The organism is Alloyangia pacifica, from assembly GCF_900116195.1.
GTDB classification, from domain to species: Bacteria; Pseudomonadota; Alphaproteobacteria; order Rhodobacterales; family Rhodobacteraceae; genus Salipiger; species Salipiger pacificus.
In genome coordinates, this window is the sequence record NZ_FOZW01000005.1 from 15,756 (window position 1) to 40,433 (window position 24,678).

Sequence of the window (24,678 nt, forward strand, 5' to 3'; positions counted from 1 at the left end):
AGACGACATGAACGTTCAGACCAAGGTCACCGCCATCGAAGACCTCATGGCCAATGCGATCCGCGCGCTGACCATGGACGCGGTGCAGCAGGCGAACTCGGGCCATCCCGGCGCGCCGATGGGCATGGCCGACGTGGCGACGGTGCTGTTCAACCGCTTCATCACGCTCGACCCGAAGGAGCCCCGCTGGCCCGACCGCGACCGCTTCGTGATGAGCGCCGGGCATGGCTCGATGCTGGTCTATGCGATCCACCATCTGCTCGGCTATGACGACATGCCGATGGAGCAGATCAAGCGCTTCCGCCAACTCGGATCGCGCACCGCCGGACACCCGGAATACCGCCACGCCAAGGGCATCGAGACCACCACGGGCCCGCTCGGACAAGGCATCTCGACCGCCGTCGGCATGGCGCTGGCAGAGCGCATGCTGAACGCCCGCTTCAGTGATGCGCTGATGGACCACTACACATATGTCATCGCGGGCGACGGCTGCCTGATGGAGGGCATCAGCCACGAGGCCATCGACCTCGCCGGCCACCTGAGCCTGTCACGGCTGATCCTGCTCTGGGACGACAACCGCATCACCATCGACGGCGGCACCGAGCTTTCGACCTCGACCGACCAGCAGGCGCGCTTCCGCGCCGCGGGCTGGCATGTGCAGGCAGTGGACGGCCACGACAAGGAAGCCATCGCCGCCGCAATCGAGATGGCGCGGGCCGATCCGCGTCCCTCGATGATCGCCTGCCGCACGGTGATCGGTTACGGCGCGCCCAACAAGCAGGGCTCGCACGACGTGCATGGCGCCCCGCTGGGTGCCGAAGAAATCGCCGCCGCGCGCGAGGCCCTCGACTGGTCCCTCCCGGCCTTCGAGATCCCGCCTGAGGTCACGGACGCATGGCGCACCGTGGCCGCGCGCGGCGGCGAGGCGCGGCGGGCCTGGACCCGCAGGCTCGGGGATGACCCGCAGGCCGAAGCCTTCCGCGCCGCTTTTGCCCCGGTGGATGCCAAGGCGCTCGACGCCGCCATCAACGCCCATAAGCATCGCCTCTCGCAGGACGCCCCCAAGGTGGCGACCCGCAAGGCCAGCGAGATGGCGCTCGAGGTCGTCAACGGCACGCTGCCCAATACCGTCGGCGGCTCGGCGGATCTCACCGGCTCGAACAACACTCGCACCAAGGGAATGCGCCCGGTGAGCGCCGCCGATTACTCGGGCGACTACATCCACTACGGCATCCGCGAGCATGGCATGGCCGCGGCGATGAACGGCATCGCGCTGCACGGCGGGCTGAAGCCCTACGGTGGCACCTTCCTCGCCTTCGCCGACTACTGCCGCCCGGCGATGCGGCTCTCGGCGCTGATGGGTGTGCCCGTCGCCTACGTGATGACCCATGACAGCATCGGCCTCGGCGAGGATGGCCCGACGCACCAGCCGGTCGAGACCATCGCCAGCCTGCGCGCCATGCCGAACATGCTGGTCTTCCGCCCCGCCGACGCGGTGGAGACCGCCGAGTCCTGGGCGCTGGCGTTGGAGCAGGAGCGCACGCCCTCGGTGCTCTGCCTGTCGCGGCAGGGGCTGCCCACCGTGCGCACTCGCCACGTCGAGACCAACCTCGCCGCCCGCGGCGCTTACGTGCTGAAGGGGGGGGCGAAGCGCGACGTGACGCTCATCGCCACCGGTTCCGAGGTCGAACTGGCGCTCGCCGCCGCCGATCTGTTGGCCGAGGAGGGCATCAGCGCCGCGGTTGTCTCGGCCCCCTGCTTCGAGCTTTTCGAGCAGCAGCCGCCCGAGTATCGCGCCGAGATCCTCGGCGAGGCCCCGCGCATCGGCATCGAGGCCGCGGTCCGCCAGGGCTGGTGCCTCATGCTGCGCCCCGAGGACGGCTTCGTCGGCATGACCGGCTTTGGCGCCTCGGCGCCCGCCCCGGACCTCTACCGCCATTTCGGCATCACCGCGGAGGCGGTCACCCGCCTCGCCAAGAACCTGCAGTAGATCAGGAAAAGGATCAGGGATGACAGTCAGGGTAGCCATAAACGGCTTCGGCCGTATCGGGAGAAATGTGCTCCGCGCCGTCGCGGAATCGGGCCGCACCGACATCGAGGTGGTCGCGATCAACGACCTCGGCCCGGTCGAGACCAACGCCCATCTGCTGCGCTTCGACAGCGTGCACGGCCGCTTCCCCGGTGAGGTGACGGTACGCGGCAGCACCATCGACCTCGGGCGCGGGCCGATCGAGGTGACCGCGCTGCGCAACCCCGCGGATCTGCCGTGGGAGGGCGTCGACGTGGCGCTCGAATGCACCGGCCTCTTCACCGACCGCGACAAGGCGGCGCTGCACCTGCAGAACGGATCAAAGCGCGTGCTGGTCTCGGCCCCCGCCGAGGGCGCGGACAAGACGGTGGTCTACGGCGTCAACCACCGCGAGCTACGCGCTGAACACGTTGTCGTCTCGAACGCCTCCTGCACCACCAACTGCCTCTCGCCCGTGGCCAAGGCGCTGAACGACGCGATCGGCATCGAAAAGGGCTTCATGACCACGATCCACAGCTACACCGGCGATCAGCCGACGCTGGACACGATGCACAAGGACCTCTACCGCGCCCGCGCCGCCGCGCAGTCGATGATCCCCACCAGCACCGGTGCCGCCAAGGCCGTCGGCCTCGTGCTGCCGGACCTGAACGGCAAGCTCGACGGCGTGGCGATCCGGGTGCCGACGCCCAATGTATCGGTCGTCGATCTGGTGTTCGAGGCCTCGCGCGACACCACGGTCGAGGAGGTCAACGCCGCGATCCGCGCCGCCGCCGACGGGCCGCTCAAGGGCGTGCTGGGCTACACCGATCAGCCCAATGTCTCGACCGACTTCAACCACGACCCGCACAGCTCGGTGTTCCACATGGACCAGACCAAGGTCATGGCCGGGCGGATGGTGCGGATCCTGTCCTGGTACGACAACGAATGGGGCTTTTCCAACCGCATGGCCGACACCGCCGTGGCGATGGGCAAGCTCATCGGCGCCGAGGCTCGCGCCTCGCTGCAAGACGCCTGACCGCCGAAGGGAGGAGACCCATGGCACTCATCACGCTCAGACAGCTTCTCGATCACGCCGCCGAACAGGGCTACGGCGTGCCCGCCTTCAACATCAACAACATGGAGCAGGGCCTGGCGATCCTTCGCGCCGCCGAGGCCTGCGACGCACCGGTGATCCTGCAGGCCAGCCGCGGCGCGCGCAGCTACGCCGGTGACATCATGCTGCGCCACATGGTCGAGGCGCTGGCGGAAATGTACCCGCGCAACCCGATCGTGCTGCATCAGGACCACGGCAACAACGACGCCACCTGCCTCTCGGCAATCCGCCACGGCTTTACCTCGGTGATGATGGACGGCTCTCTGGAGGAGGACATGAAGACCCCCGCGTCTTACGAATACAATGTCGAGATCAGCGCGAGGGTCACCCGCGCCGCCCATGCCGTCGGCGCCAGCGTCGAAGGAGAGCTGGGCGTTCTGGGCTCGCTGGAAACGGGCGAGGCGGCGGCAGAGGATGGCTCGGGCGCGGAAGGCAAGCTCGACCATTCGCAGCTGCTGACCGATCCCGATCAGGCGGTGGACTTCGTGCTGGCCACCCAATGCGACGCGCTCGCCATCGCCTGCGGCACCAGCCATGGCGCCTACAAGTTCACCCGCGCGCCCGACGGCGACATCCTGTCGATGCAGACCATCGCCGCCATCCACGAGAAGCTGCCCGACACGCATCTGGTCATGCATGGCTCCAGCTCGGTGCCGCAGCACCTGCAGGACCTGATCAACGCAAGCGGCGGACACATGCCACAGACCTACGGCGTGCCGGTGGAGGAGATCGAGCGCGGCATCCGCATGGGCGTGCGCAAGGTGAACATCGACACCGACTGCCGCATGGCGATGACCGGCCAGTTCCGCAAGGTGGCGATGGACAGGCCCGAGGAGTTCGACCCGCGCAAGTTCATGATCCCCGCGATGAAGGAACTTGAAGCGCTCTGCACAGACCGTTTCGAGCGCTTCGGCACCGCCGGGCAGGCCGGCAGGATCACCCCGATCAGCCTCGACGACATGGCCCGGCGCTACGCAAGCGGCGCGCTCGCCCCCCGCATCGCCGCCGACCGCGCGGCCTGAACCATCCTGAGGAGGACCCCCGATGAACGACATGTCCACAGTCACCGACGCCAAGAAGCGCTACGCCGCCGGTGTGATGAAATATGCCCAGATGGGCTACTGGGAGCCGGATTACACCCCCGCCGACACCGACATCATCGCGCTCTTCCGGATCACGCCGCAGGATGGGGTGGACCCGGTCGAAGCCGCCGCCGCCGTCGCTGGCGAAAGCTCCACCGCCACCTGGACCGTGGTCTGGACCGACCGGCTCACCAATTGCGAGAAATACCGCGCCAAGGCCTACCGCGTCGATCCGGTGCCCAATTCCGAGGGCGAGTTCTTCGCCTATATTGCCTATGACCTCGATCTCTTCGAGCCGGGTAGCATCGCCAATCTCACCGCCTCGATCATCGGCAACGTCTTCGGCTTCAAGCCGCTGAAGGCCCTGCGGCTCGAGGACATGCGCCTGCCGGTCGCCTACGTGAAGACCTTCCAGGGCCCGGCCACCGGCATCGTGGTCGAACGCGAGCGGCTCAATGCCTACGGCCGCCCGCTGCTCGGGGCCACGGTGAAACCCAAGCTCGGCCTCTCCGGTCGCAACTACGGCCGCGTGGTCTACGAGGCGCTGAAGGGCGGGCTCGACTTCACCAAGGACGACGAGAACATCAACAGCCAGCCCTTCATGCATTGGCGCGACCGCTTCCTCTACTGCATGGAAGCGGTGGCCCGCGCCTCTGCCGCCACCGGCGAGGTGAAGGGCACCTATCTGAACGTCACCGCCGGCACGATGGAGGAGATGTACGCCCGCGCCGAGTTCGCCAAGTCGCTCGGCAGCGTCATCATCATGATCGACCTCGTCATCGGCTACACCGCGATCCAGTCCATGGCGAAATGGGCGCGCGACAATGACATGATCCTGCACCTGCACCGCGCCGGGCATTCGACCTACACCCGCCAGCGCAGCCACGGCGTGTCGTTCCGCGTCATCGCCAAGTGGATGCGTCTTGCCGGGGTCGACCACCTGCACGCGGGCACCGTGGTCGGCAAGCTCGAGGGCGATCCCGCCACGACCAAGGGTTTCTACGACATCTTCCGCGAGGAAAAGAACCCGATGGCGCTGGAGAACGGCATCTTCTTCGACCAGGACTGGGCCTCGCTCAACAAGATGATGCCCGTCGCCTCCGGCGGCATCCACGCCGGGCAGATGCACCAGCTGCTGACCTATCTCGGCGAGGACGTGGTGCTGCAGTTCGGCGGCGGCACGATCGGCCACCCGCATGGCATCGAGGCCGGGGCCACGGCGAACCGCGTGGCGCTCGAGGCGATGGTCTTCGCCCGCAACGCCGGGCGCGACATCTGGAACGAGGGGCCGGATATCCTGCGCGATGCCGCGCGCAGCTGCACCCCGCTCAAGCAGGCGCTCGATACCTGGAAGGACGTCAGCTTCAACTACGCCTCCACCGACGCGCCCGACTTCGCGCCGACCCCCGAGGTCTCGGCATGAGCCGCCTGCCCCTCGCCCCGGGCGCCGCGCCGCCCCTGCCGCTGGCGCATGCGCCCTCGGCCCCTCATCCCGCCACGCTGCCGCCCCGGCAGAGCCAGATCGCCAAAGGAGATCCCCGATGCGCCTGAGACAAGGACAGTTCAGCTTCCTGCCCGACCTGACGGATGACGACATCCACGCGCAGGCCCAATACGCCATCGACAAGGGCTGGGCCGTGTCGGTCGAATACACCGACGATCCGCACCCGCGGAACACCTACTGGGAGATGTGGGGCCATCCGATGTTCGACAATCGCGACGCCGCCGCCGTGGTCTTCGAGGTCAATGAATGCCGCAAGGAGCATGGCGGGAAATACATCCGCGTCATCGCCTTCGACAGCTCGGCCGGCTGGGAGTCGATCCGCATGAGCTTCATCGCGGGCCGTCCCGCCGAAGAGCCCGGCTTCCGCGTCGTGCGGCAGGAGGGCGAGGGCCGCAGCATCCGCTACACGATCGAAAGCTACGCCGTGCGCGCGCCCGAAGGCCGCCGCTACGCCTAGGCCCCTTCTACACCCGAGCCCTTCCCGCGCCCGAACCTCCTTGGGCGCGGGCAGCGGGGCGTCCTCTTCCAGTCCAAGCAGGACGCCCCACCCCAGCCCCCCGAGTTCGGAGCCCGAGATGACCGAGACCCCGCAGACTGACACCGAACCAGCCCCCGCAGAACACCCCGAGCGCCCCAGCACCGTCGATCTCGCCGCCGCCTTCGAGGGCAGCGGCGTGCGCGAGGTTCTGGCCGAGCTCGACGCCACGATGATCGGCCTCGCCCCGGTCAAGGCGCGCATCCGCGAAACCGCCGCGCTGCTGCTGGTCGACAAGGCGCGCCGGCAGATGGGGCTCGCCACCGAAACGCCGACCCTGCACATGTCCTTTACCGGCAACCCCGGCACCGGCAAGACCACCGTGGCGCTGAAGATGGCTGACCTGCTGCACCGCCTCGGCTACGTGCGCAAAGGCCATCTCGTCACCGTCACCCGCGACGATCTCGTGGGCCAATACATCGGCCACACCGCCCCCAAGACCAAAGAGGTGCTGAAAAAGGCCATGGGCGGCGTGCTCTTCATCGACGAGGCCTATTACCTCTACCGCCCCGAGAACGAGCGCGACTACGGGCAGGAGGCGATCGAGATCCTGCTGCAGGTGATGGAGAACAACCGCGACGACCTCGTGGTGATCCTCGCCGGCTATGCGGGTCGCATGGACCGCTTCTTCGAGAGCAACCCCGGCTTCCGCTCGCGCATCGCCCATCACATCGAGTTTCCCGACTACAGCGACGACGAGCTTCTGCAGATCTCGCAGATCATGCTCGGCGCGCAGAACTACGCCTTCGACGAGGGCGCCCGCGCCACCATGGCCGACTACATCGCCGCCCGCCGCCACCAGCCGCATTTCGCCAATGCCCGCTCGATCCGCAATGCGCTAGACCGCGCCCGGCTGCGCCAGGCCAACCGGCTGTTCAACGAGGCGAAGGGCCCGCTTGGCACCGAGGCGCTCTCGACCATCACCGAGGCCGACCTGCGCGCCTCCCGCGTCTTCCGCGGCGGGCTCGATGCGGATCGCCGGATGCGGCAGGCCGCCGAATGACCGCTTCCACTTGGCAGAAATATCCCGGGGGAGTCCGCGGCACGCGGACGGGGGCAGCGCCCCCCGCACCCTCGGCAAAAGGAGCCGTCCGATGAGTTTTGACCACCCCTTCGACCGCACCGTGAAGATCGCCCCCTCGATCCTCTCCGCCGATTTTGCCAATTTCGGCGCCGAGATCCGCGCCGTCGAGGCGCAGGGCGCCGACTGGATCCACGTCGACGTGATGGATGGGCATTTCGTGCCCAATCTCACCTTCGGCCCGCCGCTGGTGAAAGCGATCCGCCCGCATATCTCGACGGTCATGGACGTGCACCTGATGATCGCCCCGGTCGATCCCTACATCGAGGCCTTTGCGGACGCCGGCGCCGACGTCATCACCGCCCACCTCGAGGCCGGCGCGAACACCCATCGCACGCTGCAGGCGATCCGCGCGACAGGTGCCAAGGCCGGTCTCGCGCTCAACCCCGGCACGCCGGTCGAAGCCGCCGCGCCGCTGCTGGATCTCTGCGATCTCGTCTGCCTGATGACCGTCAACCCCGGCTTCGGCGGTCAGAAGTTCATCCACAGCCAGATCGCCCAGGTGCGCAAGATACGCGAGATGATCGGCGACCGCGAGATCCACATCGAGATCGACGGCGGCGTCGATCCCGCCACCGCGCCGCTGGTGGTCGAGGCCGGTGCCGACGTGCTGGTGGCGGGCTCGGCGGTGTTCCGGGGCGGCACGGTGGACGATCCGGCCCCCTACGGGCAGAATATCCAGGCAATTCGCGCCGCCGCGCATGGCACGCGCGACGCGGCCTGACCCATCCAAGACCCTGTACATCACCCCGTGCAAGCCCCAAGGAGCCGAAGCCATGGCCGTCTCTCCCCCCGTGTGCGATTTCGGCTGGGCCGCGCCCGGCTTCTCCCTGCCCGGCACCGATGGCCGGACCTACAGCCTCGAAGAACTGCGCGGCCCGAAGGGCACGCTGGTCATGTTCATCTGCAACCACTGCCCCTACGTGCTGGCGGTGCTCGACCGGATCCTGCGGGACGCCCGCGCGTTGCAGGAGCTCGGCGTCGGCGTGGTGGCAATCAACGCCAATGACGCCGCCGCCTACCCCAGCGACAGTTTCGAGAACATGCAGAAAATGTCGCGGGAGAAGGACTTTTCCTTCCCCTATCTCCATGACGAGAGCCAGCAGGTCGCACGCGCCTATGGCGCCGCCTGCACGCCGGATTTCTTCGGCTTCGATACGGGTCTCGGCCTGCAGTACCGCGGCCGGCTCGACGCCTCGCGCAGGGATGCCGCGCCCGAGGGCACCCGCCGCGACCTCTTCGAAGCGATGAAGCAGGTCGCCAAGACCGGCACCGGCCCGCAGGAACAAGTTCCGTCGATGGGCTGTTCGATCAAGTGGAAGGCGGTGTGATCCATATAGCCGCGCAGCTGTCTGGCGGTGACGAGCCGGTCAATCCGTCGCGTCAAGCGGCCACAGAAGATGCGAAGCTCGGTGTTCATGCCGCCTGCGGTTCGTCCTGTCAGCAGTGGCAGCCGTCTGGCAAATATACCTACATATATGACCTAGTCTGTCTTGCTGCAGCGCCCTGAGGCTGCATCTCTACGCGCTTTTTTCCGGGCTGATACACCGATCCGAACCTCGTGCAACTGCATCGCTTTGACGTCCGCCGCGGCCGGGGAAAATGCCGCACTGCGGACGCCTCCAAGTTGCTTGGCCTTGTTCTCTTTTTGTGCTAGCAAGGGGCTCCGCCAAGAATTGGCGGTTACCCCGAACATGCAACACTCCTCAGAGGACGAGCCCAATCGCCCCTTGGTGACTGCATGGCTGGGCTTGAATAGGGAGAACATTCACATGGGTATTTTCAACCAAGCACAAACCACCGCCATCGAGCAGCTGCTCGCACAGGGGGTTTCCGATTTCGATATCGCTCAGCAAGTGTGCCCGGCAGGAGAGGATCCTGAGCTTCTGCTCGAGGCCGTCTCCATGCACCGCGAGCGCCACGATCAGGCAACGACCGCCTAAAAGCTGAAAGTAGTCCCAATTGCGAGCCCGCCGGCGACCTGCGCCGGCGCGCTCTTTGCTTGACGCGCGGATCGCAAGGACCGTCAACGTTTCGACCGCTCATTGGTCTCCGTGTCGACCGGTTTCCTATGCGTGGGTGAGGGTGCAATTTAGCAAACGCACAAAGGATGACAACCGCCAGACCGAACTGCTGAAGCAGGCCTTTGTCGGAAGCGGCAAGGTCTGCGGCCACCGCAAGCTGCATGACGATCCTCTCGAGCAAGGCGAAAGCGTCTGCCTGAACCGTTTTGCCCGCCTGACCAGGCTGGCCGCGATCACCGCACAGATCGGCTGCAAGCGCCGCCCCGAAGTATCGTGGCAAACCCTCGGTCGTGCTCGACAACACCTTGGATCGGCAGCTCGACGTGGCGGAACCGGACAAGGTCTCGGACGAGACATCCTCCGCAATCGGTCCGAGGACAATGGCGAGTGACATCACCTGCATACGCACGCCAGAGGGCTTTGCTTACCTGGCGGTTGTCATTGATCCGCTCTCGTGCCGAGTGGTCGCATGGTCCATGCAATCGCGCCAGTCGACCGACGCCGTCGCCGAGAGCTTCTTCAACCTCCTCAAGCGCGAGAGGATCAGGCGCCCCGCCTACCGGACCCGCCAAGAGGCGCGGCGGGACGTGTTCGACTACTTCGAGGTGTTCTGCAATCCAAAACGCAAGCCCGCGCGCGATGCATGCAGTTTTCGCTACGTAAATGCGCCGATGCGGGGTACACTGCTGCGACTGTATTTTCACCGACCATTTCTTAGCGAGTGACATTTTTGGAAAGGATTCCATCGTGAAACTGTTTTCGAAGTCTCCTCAGGAGACCGTTTCAGAACAGCCATTCCCGACAATTCCGGCCGAGATCGACGCAGCCAGCGCGCCGCAGCCCCACGACATCGCCGCAGACCCCGAAGGCCAGTTCTTTCTTCCCGGCACCGCACCCAAGACCATCGAAGAGACCGGGCTGTCCGAGAGTTTTCTGATCAACCACCTGTGCAAGGTCCTGCACGCGGGCGGCACGCTGACCCCGGCGCAGATCGCCGACGTGGTGAAACTGCCCAAGCTGGTCTGCCGTCAGCTCATCAAGCAGATGACCGCGCTGATGCTGGTAGAGGCGCAGGGGCTCGACAGCGCCGACATCAAGTCCGATATCCGCTACACGTTGACCGATCTCGGCAAGGCATGGGCGCTGGATGCGCTCAACCTGTCGCAATACATCGGGCCCGTCCCGGTGACCCTCGAGGCGTTCGAGGCGCAGATCCGGCGCCAGTCCATCAGCCACGAGGAAATCCACCGCTCGGAGCTCGACCGAGCGCTGTCGCATCTGGTCATCCCGGATATTCTCAAGGCGCAGCTCGGGCCTGCGGCCAACTCCGGGCGCTCGATGCTGCTGTATGGCGAGCCGGGCAATGGCAAGACGTCCCTTGCCGAAGCGCTGGGGATGTCCTTCCGCGACGTGCTAAGCTTTCCCTATGCGATCCTTGTCGGCCATCAGATCATTCGCTTTTACGACGAGACGCTGCACCAGACCGCGGACCTGCCCGAGGATCAGCCGCGGGGCGACCTGCGCTGGGTGCCCTGCCATCGCCCGGTGGTCATCGCGGGCGGCGAGCTGATGCTGCATATGCTGGACCTCTCCTTCGAGCACACGGCGCGCTTCTATGAGGCGCCGATGCATCTCAAGGCGCTCGGCGGGGTCTTCGTTCTCGACGACTTCGGCCGGCAGGCAGAGCCGCCGCAGGCCTATCTCAACCGCTGGATCGTGCCGCTGGAGAAAGGCTTCGACATCCTGTCGCTGCACACCGGCAAGAAGTTCGGCGTACCCTTCGATCAGCTGGTGGTCTTCTCGTCGAACATGCTGCCCGAAGAGATGGGCGATGACGCCGCGCTACGCCGCATCTACTTCAAGATCCACGTCCCCTCGCCCACCAAGGAAGACTACCTCCAGATTTTTCGCGACACCTGCGACAGCCTGCAGATCGCATGGCAGCCAGAGGTGATGGAGGTTTTCTTTGCCCGCAAATACGAGGAGGCGGGCTTTGTCACCTCAGGCGCGCATCCCGGGTTCCTGATGCGGCACATCCTGGCCGCCTGCCGCTACCTCGATCGCGAGCCGGAGCTGTCGCTCGACCTTCTGGAACTGGCCTGGCGAAACGTCGCGGCAAGCAAACGGCGCGACCGGCGCTGAAAGCGAAAACTCTCAAACAGAAACGCCGGGCATTCCGCCCGGCGTTTGTCATTTTCAGGTGACCGCATATCCGTATCCATAGGATCGGGGCCCGGTGACCTGCGATGCCAGTATACATTCTGCCCTGGCGGGTGTCCGACTACTTCGGCGCGAGCCCGGTAAGGATCTCGATGACCGTCATCGTGATCGGCACCAGAACGATGATCAGGCTGACCGGGAACATGAAGAACGCCATCGGGAACAGCATCTTCACCGGCAGCGCATTGGCCTTTTCCTCGGCCTTCACGATGCGCATCTGGCGCATCTCGCGCGCAAAGCTGCGCAATGTGCGGCTGACGCTCGAGCCCAGTTCCTCGGATTGGCGGAACAGCACCGCAAGGGTGCGGGCCTCTTCGATCTGAACCCGGTCCGAAAAATTGTAGAGCGCTTCGTGCATGGGCCGCCCGGCGCGGATCTCGAGGTTCACGATCGACAGTTGCACCCCGAAGTCGGGGACGGTCTGCAGGAACTCGCGCGTCACCCGGTCCACCGCCGCGTCGATGCTGAGCCCGGCGTCGACACAGACCAGCAGCAGGTCCATGAAGTCGGGAAAGATCTTGCGGAACTCGCGCATCCGCTTCTTGGCCATGCGTTCGAGGACCACCGAGGCGAGGATGAACACAAGCGCCGCGGCCAGCGCCGCGAGGATCAGCAAGGTCACCCGGCTGGCACTCGGCACGAATTTCTGAAGCGTCACCTGCAGCGCGACGAAGGCAATCAATGCGGCGAGCATCCGGATCAGGTTGAATTTCGCAACCGCGCTTTTCGAGAAGAAGCCCGCCTGAACGAGACGCATCTCGAGGCTGTCCTTCTTCTTGGTCTTCACCACGTCGAGATAGTAGCGCAGGCGCTCGTTTCCGGTCCCGAGAAGCTCGTCGATCTCTGTGTCACTGCGCCGGCGCCGACGCGAACTTTCGATATTGCGCTCGACGTCGCGCCTTTGCGTCAGGGCGTTCAGGACCGCGAATGTGGCGATCAGAACCGCGGTGAAGACCGCCGCCAGAACCAGATACTCGTTCATCGTTTTACCTCCTCGGCATGACGCCTCAGAAATCGAAATTGACCAGCTTGCGCAGGATCACCATGCCGAGACCCATCAGCACCAGACAGGTCGACACCACGATGGTGCCGTAACCGCTCTCCCAGACCGGGTCGAAATATTCCGGCACCAGCGTGCGGATCATGCTGAACAAGAAGAAGGGGAACAGCAGCATGATCCACGAGGTGATCCGTCCCTCCGCCGAGATCGCCTTGATCTTGGCCTTGATCATCAGGCGGTCGCGGATCATCTGCGCGAGGTTCTCCAGGATCTCCGACAGATTGCCGCCGGTGCCGCGCTGAACGCTCACCGTCACCGCCAGAAGGCTGAGCTCATCCGCGCCGACCCGGTCGATCATATTGAGCATCGCCTGATCGAGATCCGAGCCAAAGGTCATCTGATCGCTCAGGATACCGAACTCCGAGCCGATGGGATCGGGCATCTCTCGGGCCACCAGCGCCAGCGCCGCGTTGAGCGGGTGCCCGGCGTTGAGGCTGCGCACGATGATGTCTATGGCGGGCGCAAGCTGGCTGGTGAATTTCTTGATACGCGCCGCGCGCTTGCGATAGACGAGCAACCCGCTCGTCACCACGGTGAGAACGAAGGCGATGCCCAGATCGACCGCCAGCCCCGTGCGCAGGAACAGGTGAACCGCCAAGTAGCAAAGGGCGTAGATACCCAGCAGCCAAAGGAGGCGCCGCGGCGTGGTCATCTCCAGCCCAGACTGTGCGTAGAAACTGCGCAGCGCCTGCAGCAGCGAGGCATTCGCCCCCTGCTTGGCAGAACCACGACGCAGTAGCAGTTCGGTATGGGCCGCCTCCGCGCCCGACTTCAGCTTCAAAGCTTCAAGCCGGTTACGCACTTCAAGCGCGTTGCGGCGAATGCCGAAGACGACGCGCAGCACCGTGTCGGCAAGGATCAGCACGGCGACGAAGACCAGCCCGTAGATGACGATGGGAGCGTTCAGCATTTCAAAGCTCCTTCGACGGATCGAAATGATCGGAACTCAGTTTGAGCCCCAAGGACTGCAGATTTTCTAGGAAGCGCGGGCGGATGCCGGTGGCCCGGAAACTGCCGAGGACCTTGCCGTTCTCGTCGACGCCGCTGCGCTTGAACGCCATGATCTCTTGCAGCTGCACAACGTCGCCCTCCATGCCGGTGATCTCGGCGATCGAGGTGACGCGGCGGGTGCCGTCGCGCAGACGCTCGAGCTGCACGATGAGATCAATCGCCGAGGTGATCTGCGAGCGGATGCTGGTCTGGCTCATCGGCATGCCCGCCATGCCCACCATCTGCTCCATGCGCGCGATGGCATCGCGCGGGTTGTTGGCGTGGATCGTGGACATCGAGCCTTCGTGGCCGGTGTTCATTGCCTGCAGCATGTCGAAGGCCTCGCCGCCGCGCACCTCGCCGATGATGATGCGGTCCGGGCGCATCCGCAGCGCGTTCTTGACGAGGTCACGCTGCAGGATCTCATTGCGCCCGTCCACCGTCGGCGGGCGCGTCTCGAGACGCACCACGTGGGGCTGCTGCAGTTGCAGTTCCGCCGCGTCCTCGATGGTCACCAGACGCTCGTCATGAGGAATGAAAGAAGACAGCGCATTGAGCATCGTGGTCTTGCCCGAGCCCGTGCCGCCCGAAACGACGATCGACACCTTGCCCGCGACTGCCGCGGCGAGCAGCGCCGCCATGCCCGGCGCCAGCGCGTTGTTGTCCACCAGCCGGTCCAGCGAATAGGGCCGCTTGGCGAATTTTCGGATCGAGACCTGTGGCCCGTCCACCGCCACCGGGCGGATCGCTACGTTCACGCGCGAGCCATCGGCAAGGCGCGCATCCACCAGCGGCGAGGATTCATCCACGCGCCGCCCCACCGAGGCGACGATCTTGTTGATGATGCGCAGCAGGTGGTCTTCGTCCTTGAAGCGGATCTTCACCTGTTCGAGCTTGCCGAAACGCTCGACGAAAACCGTGCCCGCCCCGACGATGAGGATGTCGCTGATCGTGTCGTCATCCAACAGCGGTTCGATCGGGCCGAGCCCGAGCATCTCGTCGCCTATGCTGACGATCAGCGCGTCAAGCTCAGAGGCGCTGAGCGGGAAGTTGTGCTCCTTGGCATAGCTGCGCACCAGCGGACGCAGCTCCTCGTGGATCTCATCCTCTTCCATCGTGTCGAGGATCGACAGGTTGATCTTGTCGATCAGGAACCGGTGCAGCGTGACCCGCTCGTTGACGAAATCCGGCGCCTCGTATTGCGCCATGGCGGGTTTCGCCGGCGCCAGCGCCTCTGGTGCCTTCAGCTCCACCACCTCGGCCGAGCTCGCCACCGGTGCCTCGAGCTGTGCCTTTCTGAAAAACCGTCCTGCCATCACCAACTCCCTCGTTAACGCACGATCACCTTCGTTCCGGTCGCAACCTTTCCAAACAGATCGAGCACATCCGCATTGCTGAGGCGGAAGCAGCCCGACGTCTCGTATCCGCCGACGGTGCCGGCGGAGTTCGTTCCGTGAATACGGTAGAGCGTGTCCTGCCCTCCGCTGTAGAGATAAAGCGCCCGTGCCCCCAAGGGGTTATACGGACCCGGCGGCACGTAGCCCGGCAGGGACGGGTCGCGCTGGCGCATCTCGGAGGGCGGGCGCCAGCCCGGCCACTCCTCCTTGCGTCCGACATATGTCGTGCCGGTCCAGCTAAAGCCCTCGCGCCCGATCGACACGGTGTAGCGTTCCGCCCTGCCGCCGGGCAGCACCCGAAGCAGCGTCCGCTCGGCATTCGAGATGATGATGGTTCCCGGCGGCTCGCCGCCGCCGTAGCGCACGATCTGCATGCTGCGCGGGCCGTGACTGCGGGGAACCTTCGCCGTCTCCGCGCGCAGCAGCGGCGCGGGCACGAGCGTCGCCAAAGAGAGCGCCAGAACACTGCGCCGGGAGAGGGCACGCTGCGTCACGAGGAGACCTCCACCGACATTTGCACCGCCTTCATGTACTTGGTCAGCGCCTTGAGAAACCCGGATCTCCGCGAGACATCGCTGGGCAACACGCCTCGATCCGTCGCCTGACTGATCTGCCCCTGCGCCTGCGGCACGAAGTGAAAGGGGGTCTCTTCAAAAAGTTCCTTGAGGCGCCTCTTGCTGATCTGCTGACCAAAGAGACGGGTCTGATGTTTGTTGAACACCACATGCACCGGCACCTCTGGGCCGCGCAGAGCACGGATGCGCTCGATGAGATCCAGCGTGTGCTTGATCGCCGGAAGGTGCAGTTCACTCACCAGCGTGAAGCTGTTGACCGCCGAGAAGACATCTTCGCGCCACTCGGTCTCGTAGTAGGGAATATCGAGGAAGGTGTGGTCATGCTCGACGCTCACCGCATCCAGCATCCGCAGCACCAGTTCATATCCGTTCAGTTCGGTGTTCAGTTCGGGTCGCTTGAAAGAATAGAGGAAAAAGCCGTTCGGGTGTTTCTTCTGGATCACCCGAATGAACTCGGAATCCACGCGGCGCGGCGCGGAGGCGACGCTGCCGAGGTTGAAGTCATTCATCAGGTTGATCGTGTACCCACAGTCCCCGAGCGCAAAATCGAGATCGAAGAGCGCAACCGACCCATGCTTCTTCACAAAATGGGTCGCCGCAAGATCAGCCATGCTCACCGCGAGCGTCGTCGCCCCTGCACCGCCCACCGCCGAGATCACCGCGTGAACGCGGTTGGTGGTAACGGGCCGGCTGCGCATCGCCTTCTGGATGCTGTCGATGAGATCGCCTGCCTCCAGCGGCTTGGGCAACCAGTCCTGCAGGTCGAGCGAGAAGAGGCGCCTGGTCTCCTCGGGCGACAGCTGCGGCGAAATCACGATCAGTGGCAAGTGTCCGGCAAGAGCCCGGATATCGTCCAGTACCGACAGTTCCGCCTCCGACAGGCGCGCCAGGTTGACCACGACAAGATCGGCACTGCCGCCGGAAAGCTGCTCCTTGAGCCGCGCAGGATCGAGTGGCGAGACAACGATGCGTGGCGAGAACTCCACCAATGGCTCGACCTCGCTCGGCTGCGCCCCCTCCCCGCACAGCAGCAGCATTCGGGTCATCGGGATGTTGACCATTGCCTTGGGGCTTTCCACGTTCATGTTCATGCCTCACAATCCTCCGGGTCAGCGCAACTCGACATGTCTTCACTGGTGATCGTCACCGGGTGCGCGGGAATGGCGATGGCACCCAGCACCGGGTCTTCGTCACGCGCGAAGAAGCGGGACAGATCGTCAAGCAGCAGGAAGTCGAAATTGAGGTTCCGGACCTCCAAGGTGATGCTCACCACCGGTCCGAACGGACGGCCCACGTAACCGAGCCCGGACCTGTAGTAGGTAATGCGCAGGTTTTCGGCCCCGATGAAGGGTGCCACGTCGCAGATCCCGCTCACCCCGGTACTCAGATCACCGCACCCGTCTCCGCCGGTCAGCAGGCGGGCAAGCTCTGTGGCATCGCAGGCAGTGGTGCCCGCGCCACAACTGACCGACAAGCCCTCCAGCGGCGCGGGATCACCCGGGGCCACGGCGGCGGTGTAGATGTTGAGCGCCGAGATATCCGTGAGCGGCGATGACACCGCCGCGAGCCGCGCGCCCAGTTGCATCGCCTTCACCGTCTGGTTCCATTGGAACATCATGGTGCCGAACTCGATCATGGCCCCGACGACGAAGATGAAGATCGGGAACACCAACAACATCTCGGTCAGCGCAAGGCCGGAACTCTCCGCCCAGAAACGCCGCCGGGCAAGGCTTCGGGGGGAGCCGCGTGTCACCATCCGATATACCTCATCTGTACGCTGTGGCGGATCGTGATCGACCGATCGAGCAGCGTCGAGAAGAATGGCAAGCCGGAATAGCCAACGCTGCCACTGACGGTGACCAGAGGACGCACCGGCGGCTCTCCGGGCAGCACCGCCCGGTTCGGCAATTCGTCCTGCTCGGGATCAAAGCTGATCTCCGCAGGCTCGTCCCAGCCCGGCACCCGCAGGCGCCCGCTGCCGGCCGGGTTGCCGTAGAACGCGATATTGCGGGCGATGTCGGCCGTGCATGTCGCGGACGCGCCCGAAATCTCAGTTCGGCAACGAGACCAGTACCGCGCGGCGTCGCGCAAGCCGACCTGCATCTGCTGGCGTTCCCACAGGATGTTGGCGAACTCGAAAAAGCCGAGACACAGGAACGTCAGGACCGGGAAGACGATCAGGAACTCGACGAAGACGGTGCCCCGCTCGTCCTTGATGAAAACTGATGCTCGGCGCGCAGGCATTGCAAATACTCGCCTTCAAACATGTGTAAACAAACTAAAAAGCTATGCGGCCCCGGCTGAAATTAGGCGCCGGAGCCGCTGATCTTGCGGGGCGGCTCAGCCGCCGGAGCCCACCGTGGTCTTGTAGGCAGCGGGCGGCCATGCCTCGAGTTCCTGGATCGCGGTATTGGCCATCATTGCGTCGCCCGAGCGGGCCGCCGACGTATCCCAGTTGTTCAGGTAATCCGCCGAGCCGCACGCCGAGAGCGTCAGCCCCGCAAGGATCGCCGCGAAGAGAGGCTTACTTCTTTGCAATGACGGCATCGTCGAACTCCAGATCGATCATGTGGCCATAGGGACCGACAACGCCGGTGCCCTCGCGGAAGCGGCGCAGCAGGCCGCGATCGACCTCCAGCATGCCGAGCAGGAAAAGCTCGATGTCGTTGGACGAGCGGGTGTTGTCGAGCGGCGAGCGCAGCGGCGTGTCCGGACCCACCGGCGCCACCAGACGCGGCGTCACGAGGATCACCAGGTCGGACTCGCGCTTTTCGAAGCTGCGCGAGCTGAACAGCGTGCCCAGCACCGGGATCTGCCCGAGCCACGGCACCTGATCGACGCTGCGCGCATTGTTGGCCTGCAGCAGGCCGGCGATGGCGAAGCTCTGCCCGTTGCGCAGCGAGACGGTGGTCTCGGCCTTGCGCGAGATGAAGGCGGGCTGGCCGTTCACCGAAACCGACGGATCGATATCGCTGACCTCGGGCATGATGCGCAGCGAGATCAGCTGGTCATCCAGCACCACCGGCACGAAGTTCAGGCGCACACCGTATTCGCGGTAATCGGTGCTCTGCACCGCTGTGCCGTTCTCGTTCACCTGGGCGACGCTGATCGGGACCTCGCCGCCGACCACGAAGTTGGCCTCGATGCCGCTGGTGGTCACCAGCTTGGGGTTGGCAAGACGGCGTGCGAGCCCCTTCTGCTCCAGCGCGTTGATCACCACGTCGATCTGGAAGCCGGAAATCTCGAGCAATTCCCCAACCGCCGAGCCAAAGGGTGTGCCCGATTGCGCGGTGAAGCTTGCGCCGTTGGTCTGGAAGGCGGTCGAGCCATTCTCCCGGGTGCCGGTCAGATCAACCCCGAGGCTGCGGCCGGAATTGCGCTCGACCTCGAGGATGCGCACATCCAGTTCAACCTGCTGCGCGCTGGCGACCTTGATCGCATCCACCACCGGATCGGGGGAATATTGAGACGCGATCTGCAGGATACGCTGACGATCGACATTGTCTTTCACCACACCCGAAACGCGGATGCGGTTGTTCACATTCAGAACGTCCACCCGGGCACTGGGCACGGCGCGGCGGATGATGTTCTCAAGGTCGCTGAAGTCCGCCTGCACGCGCACGTCGATTACCTCGAGAAGCTGCTTCTCGGTCGAATAAAGCGTAATGTTCGTCAGGCCGGAACTCTTGGCCTGAATGTAAAGGGAATTGTCGGTCAGAGGAAAAACGTCGGCAATGTTCGCATCGCCTATGACGATATCTGCGAAGGGGCCATCGGTATTGAGCGTGAGCGTGGTGCTGGGTGCTAGAACCACTTTTGACACGGTGCCATCATCGATATAGATGTCGCGGCTTTGTGCTGCGAGATCGTCGGGCGCGGCAATAAGCGCGAGGCTTCCCACTGCGGCGATGGCGGCGGCCTGCCGAGCGCGCCTGCTCGCCCTCTTCAAGATTGATATGCGCCGTGGCATTCTACCCCTCCTGTGTGTTTATACTGCTCTGCCCTCCGGTCTGCAGACTCTCTTTATTAGTTTTCCAGCTGGACTTTTACCAACTCTGGCGCGAGTTGCGGTTCCGCGCCATATGAGCCTGCAGAGCTCGGTTCGACCTTATACACGTCACGTCTTCCATTGCGGATCACGCCAACCGTCGCCTTTTTCGTGGGCACCGGGGGCGCAATCACGACACGCTCTACTATTTTCTCAATTTCGGTGGGTTCTGGCTTCTGAATTTTATCCTCGACGCTGGTCAGACGGTCGGAAATTCCGTCGAGTGTGCTTTTCAGCAACACCTCCATGGCATCCAGCTTCTGCGTTTCGACGCTCGGCTCGGCTTTCACGGCCACCGGGGCCAGGTCCTCGGCCACGTCAAACTCGGTCAGATCGGCCATGGTGATGCGGTCATTGTTCTCGATATCGTTAGAGCCGACATTGCGCAGCGCCAGCGACAGAGTTCCGACATTTCCAGCCAGAACAAGCTTTTGCGCTTCGGTGGTGTTCACCTCGAAGGTCACCGTGCGCACCACGCTGGGCTTGTCCTTGAGTTCGTCCGCGATCTGGTCAATGGCGAGGACTTTGACGCCCTGAAGCAGGATATCGACGAAGGGTTCCGTCCCACGGCTCGCGCGGGTGAGCATCACGTCAACGCGGTCGCCCGGAAGGACAAAGCCCGCGACACCGAGCACGTCGTTGACGCGGATCGAAACGGCCTTCATGCCGGGTGTGAGCGCGGTGGACAGCTTAGCCCGCTGGCCGGGAAGCGTGATCTTGGTGGCGAGGATGGGCTCTCCGGGAGCCATGGTGGTCAGCGCGAAGCGGGCGGAGTTATCGTCATCTTGACCCACCACATCCTCGATCGAGGTGAAGGATCCTTCGGGCGTGATGTCACTGCTCCAGGCGATTGTGCGCAGTTTTGCGGCGCCGAGACGCTCGCCGAAACTGATGGGTTCCGAGGCCACGACGATGGTCAGCTCTGGCTTGGGCGGAACAGCGGGCCGGTTGTCAGAGAGCAGGCGGCGCTGCTGCTCTCCAAGGAAGTCTTTCGCTCCGACCACGGCCATCACGGCAAGACAGATTGCAATGAACAAACTTACTAAAACTGAGATGCGCATGAGCAGAACCTAGCTTTCCCAAAACGTCTGCGTGCCAAGCCGTACGCTTCGCTGCGCGCGATCAGTGAGGCGAGAATTCACAATACACGCGACATCCAAGTATCGGCAGGCCTCCAATGAACTGATTGACTTGGTTTGTGTGACCCCAGCTCTAGAAAGGGTCACACATGTTTACCAATTTTGAGACATCCATCTCGCGATGGAAATCGCACATGGGCTATCGACTATCGAGCAACGCTCGACCCGATCATTCCGGTGCGGCGAGTCCACCGGCCGCGATCGGGTTACCGTCTGCGTCTGTGGATGCCGACGCAGTTTGCTCTTCCATCCATTCAGCCCAACCTGTCCAACCGACGTTGAGGCTTTGCCCGAAGAGGCCAACGGCAGCGATAATGCCGCCCACGAGCAGGCCAAGCAGCAGCAGGTATTCGGTGAGAGCCAGGCCGTCTTCCTCGTCACGAAGGCGGCGGAAAGTGTTTGCGCAATATGCAGAAACGATAGCGAAGTTCATAACTTTCTCCCAAAAAAAGAACAGCACCCAAAATGAGCGCACTCATGAAAACTCGACAGACTTCTAGCTAATATTATAAGGATGCGAATTCTTTGCCCCTCATCCATCAAACTGCCACATTTGACGAGATTAAAAAAGGATTAAGTTCGATATGACGAGAATTCTCCAGATAATCGACCTGCAGGATGGAATTATCCCGAAAATGAAAACGGTACTCAACCAAAGCGGGAAGGCGTAAGATTGAATACCCCTAATTATAGCCAGAGAAATGCCGCAATTAAATTCGACCTGACCAAAAATCGGTGCAACGGATCGATATCAGGCCAGGATCACAAGCATTCGAATCACACGATTATTAAAATGGAGAACCCTTACTTTCAGCGAACGAGGACCGATTCCTCGCGAATGAAGGTCTCTAGCGTGCCATTGCCGCCGTACCCGGTGATATCGATCACCTCGACGTCGATGGTCATATCCATTCCCGGCGCGTAGCTGATCATCGGCCGCGCCATGAAGATGCTGGCGTAGCTGTTGACCGGCAGGTCCGAGCGCCCGGTCTCGTCGGCGTTCTCGCCGCAGTCGATGATTGCGGCGACCAGAACGCGCGGGTCCGGATCGGTGACGATCACGGAGCCTCCGCTGTTGCCGTTGCCATTGCCTTGGGCGAGGCATAGCGCCTCGCCGGACTCGCCCGTCGGAGTCGGGTTGGCTTCATCGGCATCGCCCGGCGCGCGCACCTGATAGAGCGGCATGGTCACGCCATCCACGGTGACATCGGTCTCCAGCTCGTACTGGTAGACGTCGTAGCGCGAGGCCTGGACCGTGCCGGGCCCGCTGTAGCCCTCGGCGACCCCCGGAAACGAGCTCGGGATGCTCTCGTAGTCTATGAAATCCACGCCGTAGTTGCGATCGAGATATGTCTGACCGGCCCATTCACCGATACCGATGTAGGCCCCGGCAACATCGTCGCTGGTCACCAACCCGCCGGTGTTCGGGGCGTTCATCGTGAGGTTGTCCGGCAACCCGTAGGCGGGATCAGTCTCTCCGTTGGCGTTGAACCCGTCCGGCGTCCAGACGTGATCGTCCCCGACCACGGTACCATTCGCCAGGGAGTTGCCCTGCATCACGCAATCGTCGATGTTGTTGCCCTGCGAGCCCGGCATGATGCCCTTTCGCACGTTCAGCGCAGTGCGGACCGTGAATGCGTCCTGCCCGTTGACGCCGCCGCTTTGGTAGCGCCCGCCGTACATGTCGAAACGGGCGTTGATCCCGGTCCGCACCCCATTGCTGGCACCCGGCTTGGTCCGCACCAGACCGGTGCCGTAGCAGGTGCGGTTCCGCTGACCGGCAAAATAGTCGTTGATCGACCGCGCCCCGCCGCCGCTCGGGTCGGCATCGGCGGAGACATCTGCATCGCTCACATCCAGAAAGCCGAAGTTTCCGGGCATCGGCGTCTCGTTGCCCGAAGGATGCAGCCGGATCATCCGGCCATGCAGATCGCCGCGCTGGAATGCCATCTGCAGACCGTCGCCGACGTAATTGCCGGACGCGTCATACTCGAACGGGTTGCAGATAAAGAGCGGGGGGATGTCGCAGGCGGCGGATTCCGATTTCGCCACGGCGGTTGCGCCGACCGGCAGGCTGCCCACCGCCGCTGTCTCGCCCCGCGACAGCTTGGGCAGGAGCGCGCCAAAGATCGTCTGAAGGTTCCGCGACTGTGCGTAGACATAGACATATTGCGCGTCGGACGGATCGGTCGTGGCGTGATCGGTCAGCCAGCTTGCGGTGATTGGCGTCGTGTCGTCATCGGGAATGGCGTCCAGAAAGCGGACGAGAAACGGCGCGTCGGTCCCGTCGTAGGCAATCTCGAGGCGCAACTCGTTCTCATCGACGGTGCCGTCGTCGTCCCGGACCGCAAGCAGACTGACCGAATTGTCGATCAGCGCCATCGCTGTGCGTGCCCGGTCGAGCGCATCCGCGCCCCCGTCCAGTTCGCGCGCGCCCGCCAGCGCGATCGCATCCGCAGCAGCCTGCAGATCGCCATGGGCGCTGTTGCCCCGCCCCGCATCGATGAGGATCAGTCCGAAGCCGAGCAAAATCGGCAGAAGCAGGAGAGACAGGATCACAATCGCCCCGTCTTCCGACTCGTGAAACTCTTTAAGCATCACCCCTCCCAAAACTCATTCAAACGCAAGGCGAGCGAGGCAGAGCGCAGCTGGCCGTGCAAATCACATATAAAACACCGAATACCTTACACGAGTTTTTACGAATTTCAACTGATCCAGAGTGCCTGCGCGATCAGTACCGGAACCGAGGCCAGCGCAAGCGGCACACCATAGGGCACGCGCCCGTCTGTTTTCATGCGGGAGAACCACCCGCCCAGTCCGCGCTCTGCCTTCAGCATCTGGCTTGTGAGGATCGCGGCGTAGAGCAGGATCGAGACCAGCATCAGCAGGACGGCGAAGGGCATCAGACCGCTGATGCCAAGCGAAAGGCCCAGCGGAAACATCAGCTTGGCGTCGCCGGCTCCGAGCGCGCGCAGCAGCCACATCACCAGCCCGAGTCCAAAGAGCAGGACACCGGCAAAGAGGTCACCCGACCAATCGGGAAACAGCAGCGCGCCCTGTGCCACGAGATAGAGCGCCAACATCGCCAAGACCGCCGCATTCGGGATGCGAAACTGTTTCGCATCCCGCAGCGCGATCCCCGCCATCAGCGCGGCCGCTGCAAGCTGCGCGATCAGCGAAAGCGTTCCCATGCTGCGCCCTGCCCGTCAGATGCCCCGCAGGTCTCCGGACGCGCGCTTCGGCGAGTTCACCGAGTTGCGCAGAAGTTCGAGGTTGTTCGCCGTGACCGGGTTGGACGGGTCCTTCTCGTAGGCGGCAAGGAAGTATTTCCGCGCGGCAACCAGCTCGCCGCGCAGCAGCATCGAGTAGCCATAGTTATTGAGAAACTCGACGCGGTGGCCGATCACTGGCTGCAGCCGGCGATAGGCGTAATCCGACCGTTCGAACTGCCGCAGCATGTCCGCACTTGCGGCAAAGCCCAGCCATGCCGCCGTGTCGTCGGGCACCACGTCCAGCGCCTCTTTGAACATCTTGTAGGATTTACCGTAATTGCCGTCCCGGAACTGCATCTTGGCCGAAACCAATAGCTGATCATCCGGATAAAAGCTCAGGCTCGAAGTGTCCTTCGTCGACAATGTCCGGTCACTGAACGATGCATTCTCACACGCGCCAAGCGCCAGGATCATTGAAAGCGCCACGATCCTCTTCATACCACACTCCCTGTCTCACCTGTCCCCCATCTTCCAAGGCTAAGTCGTGCACCGGAGTTCGCGCAAAGATATTCAAGGGGCGCAATCTTTGTGAAAGCGGATGTTGCACGTTATCCACAGGAGAAGGACGCCTCATGGGCCCGAGTGTGGGTCCGAGGCCTCTTGATCACCCTCCCCATGATCGCCCCAGT

Annotated in this window: 24 protein-coding genes and 1 pseudogene; 11 read left to right on the forward strand and 14 right to left on the reverse strand. The window is 63.7% G+C overall.

The genetic code is table 11. From position 1 onward, the window contains the following. Positions 1-7: 7 nt before the first annotated feature. The 11 genes and pseudogenes from tkt to BM397_RS11670 all read left to right on the forward strand — a co-directional run bounded on the left by tkt (position 8) and on the right by BM397_RS11670 (position 11,490). On the forward strand, positions 8-1,990 hold the full coding sequence (gene tkt, locus BM397_RS11620) for a transketolase (protein ID WP_092424126.1): 1,983 nt from the start codon (positions 8-10) through the stop codon (positions 1,988-1,990). Between the two features lie 19 nt (positions 1,991-2,009). Next, positions 2,010-3,044, forward strand: a complete 1,035-nt coding sequence (gene gap / locus BM397_RS11625; RefSeq protein ID WP_092424128.1) for a type I glyceraldehyde-3-phosphate dehydrogenase — start codon at positions 2,010-2,012, stop codon at positions 3,042-3,044. Between the two features lie 20 nt (positions 3,045-3,064). After that, positions 3,065-4,144 (forward strand): class II fructose-bisphosphate aldolase, encoded by a 1,080-nt coding sequence (fba, locus tag BM397_RS11630; RefSeq protein WP_092424130.1) that lies wholly within the window; start codon positions 3,065-3,067, stop codon positions 4,142-4,144. Positions 4,145-4,166: 22 nt separating this feature from the next. Continuing rightward, positions 4,167-5,627 (forward strand): form I ribulose bisphosphate carboxylase large subunit, encoded by a 1,461-nt coding sequence (locus BM397_RS11635; protein ID WP_092424132.1) that lies wholly within the window; start codon positions 4,167-4,169, stop codon positions 5,625-5,627. 118 nt (positions 5,628-5,745) lie between these two features. Beyond that, positions 5,746-6,165 carry a ribulose bisphosphate carboxylase small subunit gene (locus tag BM397_RS11640; protein ID WP_092424133.1) on the forward strand — a complete coding sequence of 140 codons (420 nt, stop codon included), beginning with the start codon at positions 5,746-5,748 and terminating at the stop codon, positions 6,163-6,165. Between the two features lie 118 nt (positions 6,166-6,283). Then, positions 6,284-7,246, forward strand: a complete 963-nt coding sequence (cbbX, locus tag BM397_RS11645) for a CbbX protein (protein WP_092424135.1) — start codon at positions 6,284-6,286, stop codon at positions 7,244-7,246. Positions 7,247-7,337: 91 nt separating this feature from the next. Then, on the forward strand, positions 7,338-8,048 hold the full coding sequence (rpe, locus tag BM397_RS11650; RefSeq protein WP_092424137.1) for a ribulose-phosphate 3-epimerase: 711 nt from the start codon (positions 7,338-7,340) through the stop codon (positions 8,046-8,048). Between the two features lie 52 nt (positions 8,049-8,100). Further along, entirely contained in the window at positions 8,101-8,655 is a 555-nt protein-coding gene (locus BM397_RS11655; protein WP_092424139.1) for a thioredoxin family protein, read from the forward strand. Positions 8,656-9,096: 441 nt separating this feature from the next. After that, entirely contained in the window at positions 9,097-9,267 is a 171-nt protein-coding gene (locus BM397_RS29305) for a hypothetical protein (protein ID WP_176806608.1), read from the forward strand. A gap of 127 nt (positions 9,268-9,394) precedes the next feature. Continuing rightward, positions 9,395-10,073: pseudogene (locus BM397_RS11665) on the forward strand (IS3 family transposase); the annotation flags it as partial. A 22-nt stretch (positions 10,074-10,095) separates the two neighbouring features. Then, the gene (locus BM397_RS11670; RefSeq protein ID WP_092424141.1) at positions 10,096-11,490 is read left to right on the forward strand and encodes a DUF8689 domain-containing protein; all 1,395 of its coding nucleotides are present in this window, start codon (positions 10,096-10,098) and stop codon (positions 11,488-11,490) included. 139 nt (positions 11,491-11,629) lie between these two features. Here BM397_RS11670 and BM397_RS11675 read toward each other — a convergent pair whose 3' ends face one another. From BM397_RS11675 to BM397_RS11735, 14 genes are all read right to left on the reverse strand, one after another. After that, positions 11,630-12,550, reverse strand: coding sequence for a type II secretion system F family protein (locus tag BM397_RS11675; RefSeq protein WP_092424143.1), 921 nt, complete (start codon positions 12,548-12,550; stop codon positions 11,630-11,632). Positions 12,551-12,575: 25 nt separating this feature from the next. Then, positions 12,576-13,538 carry a type II secretion system F family protein gene (locus BM397_RS11680; protein ID WP_092424145.1) on the reverse strand — a complete coding sequence of 321 codons (963 nt, stop codon included), beginning with the start codon at positions 13,536-13,538 and terminating at the stop codon, positions 12,576-12,578. 1 nt (position 13,539) lies between these two features. Further along, on the reverse strand, positions 13,540-14,934 hold the full coding sequence (locus BM397_RS11685; RefSeq protein WP_092424147.1) for a TadA family conjugal transfer-associated ATPase: 1,395 nt from the start codon (positions 14,932-14,934) through the stop codon (positions 13,540-13,542). A 14-nt stretch (positions 14,935-14,948) separates the two neighbouring features. Next, positions 14,949-15,509, reverse strand: coding sequence for a L,D-transpeptidase (locus BM397_RS11690; RefSeq protein WP_245696056.1), 561 nt, complete (start codon positions 15,507-15,509; stop codon positions 14,949-14,951). Further along, positions 15,506-16,651 (reverse strand): CpaE/TadZ family protein, encoded by a 1,146-nt coding sequence (locus tag BM397_RS11695; protein ID WP_143015363.1) that lies wholly within the window; start codon positions 16,649-16,651, stop codon positions 15,506-15,508. The genes BM397_RS11690 and BM397_RS11695 overlap by 4 nt, the downstream gene beginning before the upstream one ends. Positions 16,652-16,677: 26 nt before the next feature. Next, positions 16,678-17,346 (reverse strand): TadE/TadG family type IV pilus assembly protein, encoded by a 669-nt coding sequence (locus BM397_RS11700; protein ID WP_092424151.1) that lies wholly within the window; start codon positions 17,344-17,346, stop codon positions 16,678-16,680. After that, on the reverse strand, positions 17,340-17,834 hold the full coding sequence (locus BM397_RS11705) for a TadE/TadG family type IV pilus assembly protein (RefSeq protein ID WP_092424153.1): 495 nt from the start codon (positions 17,832-17,834) through the stop codon (positions 17,340-17,342). The genes BM397_RS11700 and BM397_RS11705 overlap by 7 nt, the downstream gene beginning before the upstream one ends. 96 nt (positions 17,835-17,930) lie before the next feature. Next, on the reverse strand, positions 17,931-18,128 hold the full coding sequence (locus BM397_RS28965; RefSeq protein ID WP_143187060.1) for an outer membrane protein assembly factor BamD: 198 nt from the start codon (positions 18,126-18,128) through the stop codon (positions 17,931-17,933). Beyond that, complete coding sequence (locus BM397_RS11710; RefSeq protein WP_218124873.1) at positions 18,115-19,539, reverse strand: type II and III secretion system protein family protein; 1,425 nt, start codon at positions 19,537-19,539, stop codon at positions 18,115-18,117. Before BM397_RS11710 ends, BM397_RS28965 begins: the two co-directional genes overlap by 14 nt. 77 nt (positions 19,540-19,616) lie before the next feature. Then, complete coding sequence (gene cpaB, locus BM397_RS11715; RefSeq protein ID WP_092424155.1) at positions 19,617-20,699, reverse strand: Flp pilus assembly protein CpaB; 1,083 nt, start codon at positions 20,697-20,699, stop codon at positions 19,617-19,619. 247 nt (positions 20,700-20,946) lie between these two features. Beyond that, positions 20,947-21,210: a hypothetical protein gene (locus BM397_RS11720; RefSeq protein ID WP_092424157.1), complete on the reverse strand. Its 264-nt coding sequence runs from the start codon at positions 21,208-21,210 to the stop codon at positions 20,947-20,949. Positions 21,211-21,587: 377 nt separating this feature from the next. After that, the gene (locus BM397_RS11725; RefSeq protein ID WP_092424159.1) at positions 21,588-23,375 is read right to left on the reverse strand and encodes a pilus assembly protein TadG-related protein; all 1,788 of its coding nucleotides are present in this window, start codon (positions 23,373-23,375) and stop codon (positions 21,588-21,590) included. A gap of 107 nt (positions 23,376-23,482) precedes the next feature. Further along, positions 23,483-23,968 (reverse strand): prepilin peptidase, encoded by a 486-nt coding sequence (locus tag BM397_RS11730; RefSeq protein ID WP_092424161.1) that lies wholly within the window; start codon positions 23,966-23,968, stop codon positions 23,483-23,485. A gap of 15 nt (positions 23,969-23,983) precedes the next feature. Then, positions 23,984-24,487, reverse strand: a complete 504-nt coding sequence (locus BM397_RS11735; RefSeq protein WP_092424163.1) for a tetratricopeptide repeat protein — start codon at positions 24,485-24,487, stop codon at positions 23,984-23,986. Positions 24,488-24,678: the final 191 nt, after the last annotated feature.